Origin of the sequence: Acinetobacter sp. UBA5984, assembly GCF_002429925.1 — a bacterium.
Classification (GTDB): Bacteria; Pseudomonadota; Gammaproteobacteria; order Pseudomonadales; family Moraxellaceae; genus Acinetobacter; species Acinetobacter variabilis.
Genome location: NZ_DJBE01000021.1, coordinates 1 through 3,850 on the forward strand (window position 1 = coordinate 1; position 3,850 = coordinate 3,850).

At 37.8% G+C, this 3,850-nt stretch carries 3 protein-coding genes; 2 read left to right on the plus strand and 1 reads right to left on the minus strand.

Going from position 1 to position 3,850, the window contains the following annotated elements; all coding sequences use genetic code 11:
* Positions 1-18: 18 nt before the first annotated feature.
* Positions 19-507: a recombinase family protein gene (locus tag B3J29_RS03550; protein WP_286964427.1), complete on the minus strand. Its 489-nt coding sequence runs from the start codon at positions 505-507 to the stop codon at positions 19-21.
* Between the two features lie 501 nt (positions 508-1,008).
* On the opposite strand from B3J29_RS03550, the gene B3J29_RS03555 reads away from it, so the two are divergent.
* Both B3J29_RS03555 and B3J29_RS03560 read left to right on the plus strand, forming a co-directional pair.
* A complete protein-coding gene (locus B3J29_RS03555) occupies positions 1,009-1,872 on the plus strand; it encodes a toll/interleukin-1 receptor domain-containing protein (RefSeq protein ID WP_286964428.1) in 864 nt (287 codons plus the stop codon).
* Between the two features lie 17 nt (positions 1,873-1,889).
* Positions 1,890-2,975 carry a putative phage abortive infection protein gene (locus B3J29_RS03560; RefSeq protein ID WP_286964429.1) on the plus strand — a complete coding sequence of 362 codons (1,086 nt, stop codon included), beginning with the start codon at positions 1,890-1,892 and terminating at the stop codon, positions 2,973-2,975.
* Positions 2,976-3,850 lie beyond the last annotated feature (875 nt).

Below are 3,850 nucleotides of genomic sequence, written 5' to 3' on the forward strand. Positions count from 1 at the left end.
TAGATTATCCGTGGCGATTCAATGTCTGATTAGAGCCCGAGCTTGTGCTTCCACTCGATTTTTTTTTGTCAGTGATTCATCGTGTGCTCGAGTAAACATCAATAGGGAGATAATCAGGTCAGTTGGATTATTCTTTACATCTGCATATTTATAAACTTTCTCATCCATCCCGGTTACAACGATGATTCCTTTCTTCAGAAGACTCTTGAAAATGTCTAAAGCACTCCAGGCATCGTCACGGCTAATGCGGTCAAGATTTTCTACAACTAACCACGAACCTTTAGGAACCTTTTTCCCTATCTGGGAGATGAATTCTGAAAGCTTACCTTTATAAGCATTTTTACCTTTGAAAGCAGACATGCCGAGATCATGGTATGCGGTGCTATCCAGCTCAAGATCGTAGCGTTCAGCAATCCTTGCTGCGGTATCTTGCTGACGCTCAAGTGAGTTTCCGTCACTTTGCTTAGCTGATGAAAAACGAACATATGAATACAGTCTAGGCTTCATTAATCGTACTTACCTTCGGGTAGCAAGTGAGTGAAAGACAGATGCTAACAGCAGACATGCAAATTTTAAACAATGAGTAATTGTACTTTTGGCAGCTTGAGCGAACACACCCTGAGTTCAGCTCGACGACAGCGCTGCAAAATCTTTGGATCGCTGCTGCGCCCGAAGGTCTGCGGTAGCCTAAGCCGTCGCTTGATATGTGCTCTACGAGTCGCGAAAAAGCTATGATTTATCTCATAGAATAGGAAGTAAGGACAGACCCAGCAGTAGCGAAAGATAGTGCTTTTCTTAAAAGTGTTCACCTTAATATTTCCTTGGGATATATCCACGCACTTGAGTTATAATTTTTTTAATTTAAACAAAGTGGTGATAAATTTCCACTGAAAATTATTAAATGCCAGCATGTCTGATTCTCTTTATATTCTGACCTAAAGTTATCACTTGAAATGTTAGGGAAATTAAACGATAGTATTAGCATTTTTCTTAATAGGGGGGTTAATTATGCCAATTTTTATTAGTTACTCACATAATGACAAAATATTTGTAGATAAGCTTGCCAATCAGTTAGTTCAACATAACGTAAATGTATGGTTGGATCGGTGGGAACTTTCAGTAGGTGATTCGATAATTGACTGTGTACAGAATGCTGTTGAGGGAGCCAGCGCTCTGTTAGTTGTGTTATCTAACAATTCTGTAAATTCTGAATGGTGCAAGAAGGAACTTTCCGCGGGCCTTTTACGTGAACTTGAAGAAAAGCGTGTCGTTGTACTGCCTCTGAAATTAGACGACTGCTCGATTCCATTGTTTGCCCGCGGAAAAATGTACGCAGATTTTACCAAAAACTTCGACGAAGGGCTTAAAGCAGTACTACAAGGTATTGCTAAGATAACAAACCCATCCCTCGGAAGAGCCCGTGAAGAACAATATGATACGGATTGGTCAATTGATGATGGTACAATAGATGGAAATATAGCCCTGAAAATTAATTTTGTACAATTACCGAAACGTTATCCTTATACATGTTTATCGCAAATTGAAATTTTAGCTAATACACACGCGTCAGCTCGATTTATAAAAGAACAAACATTAACGAATAACCATCACGCTAAGTTACATATAATCAACATCTTGAATAAAAGATTGAAAGAAGACGGTGAGTTGAAATTACTACTTTCTGATGAAAAAATGGTTTCTCAACGTTTCGTTTTAAATGGTAGTGAAGATAATGAGGTATACTACGTGACAGTATCTTCCAGGCGTATGGGGGAAGACACAGGATTTGATGTTCTGGTAAACGTCAGCGGTATTGTTGACGATTGTTATCAGCACATGAGCAAAGTGCTTGCATCTCCCTATAACAAATAGGTTTAGAAGAAAATATTATGAAGATAAAACATAGAATACAACGCATGGTTAATATCTTGAGTTGTGGTTTTTATTCAAGGGTTGAAAATTCTTCTAAAGTATTCATTAACGATGTTCTGGATGATGACTCAGGAGATAAATTAAAAAAATATGCTTTTCTCTTGATTATGGCTTTATTTTTATTGTTTCTAATTAATATATTCGGAACGGTGTTAGGCTTAGGAGGGGATCTAGGTTCGTTTGGTGATTTTATTGGAGGAGTGGCGAATCCAATACTTACATTTTTAACATTTATTTGTTTGATTAAGACTATTTTCATGCAACGAGATGAGTTAGTTCTCTCAAGAAAAGAGCTGGAGCTAACCCGCAAAGAATATACTGAGACGCAGCTTGTTATCAGAAGGCAAAGTGTAGAAAGTACATTTTATAATGGTCTGAATCTACATCATGAGATAGCAAGAAACTTGCAGGTTGATTTTAATGATAGTGTTAATTTTATCAGTGAAAGAGATAAGATTGCATTAGGTCTCGACATTAAAAATGGCCGTCAGTGTTTTAAAGCTTTGCTGGATTATCTGGCATCTGATAGTCCTACCCAAGACGAATTGATAGAGAAGTATAAAAATATCAATAAACATAGAAATGAATGGTTTGGACATTACTTTAGGAATCTTTATAGAATAATTAAAATAATCGATGATCTTCCTGGTGAGTACTTTTCGGTTAGCCAAAAAGAAGAATATTGTCATACCCTCAGAGCGCAGTTGTCTTCAGATGAATTGGCTGTGTTGATGTTAAATTGTTATGGAGATGTCTGCGATCGTGGTGAATTCCGTGGACTACTCAGTCGCTATCAAATGCTGGAACATTTACCCCTTAAGTATTCTGAAAAAGATGATAGGGGTGAAGTTAAAGTTGAGGTGGTTGGTTCATTTATAGTTACGCTCTCTTTTTTATCTACGTTTATACTAAGTAATGAAGAAATCGAAAAATCTAAAAAAAGAATAGATCTTAAACGCCACCCTGGTGGTGCCTTTGGGAAAAATTTATCAATAGCATTTCCAAAGAAGTTCGATAGGGGTAATAATTCTTCGGACGTTTAAATTACATTAATTTGCCATACGCCCATTCTTTTCCATAGAATTTTCGAAGATGTGGGCGTAATTCCCGTCATGATAATTGTTCAGTTAGGGTAATAATTATTACCTTTTTCTACGAGCATCAACGCATGATTTGCACCACGCCATCAGTTTATCTGCGTTGTCATTGCTAGGGTAAAAACTCGTTCTTTTTCTTCGTATTTTGCACCTGGGGCACCATTTCATATGCCTGGTATTTTTTTCTCCACGTAAGCAATCAGTACACCATACAGTTACTCCATCGGAGTGTTTGCTTGACTTACTAAATTTGCTGAACGGTAGCTGTATCCTGCACCTCGTACACTGCTTCGATAGTTCATTGATGTTGTTCTGTTTTAAGGCTAATGCAGGCTCGCATACATCATCCCTTGAGGATACCGTTTCGAGCGGGCAACTTTCGATCTTTTTCTGAACAGGCTCAGGGACTATTCTGGAAGAATAGTCAACCTGGTTGATTGCATTGTGGTAGGCCTCTTTGGGTGTAGTTTGCTTTTGTTGTGCGGGATGAAATGTTGTTTGAGTGCTATCAATGACTTTTGTTCTTTCGACTCTGATCTCACCGGTGTCCGTTTTGTAGGTATCAGTTTGCCTGATAACAGTTTTATCAGTTGTTTTTGCTTTGTTCTGATTTATCAGATAGATGGCTACAACTACTAAACCAATTACGACCCAGAATATTTCCATTTCATCATCCTTTGCGTGAATCCCTTGATAGTAATTCGCTGATGAATATGTCGTCAATAAAACCGACGTATTTCCACTGTTACTAAATATACACTTATAATATTTTTAAATAGTGAGTAAGTTACAGTTAGGAAAACCTGCCAATACCCCCTGCG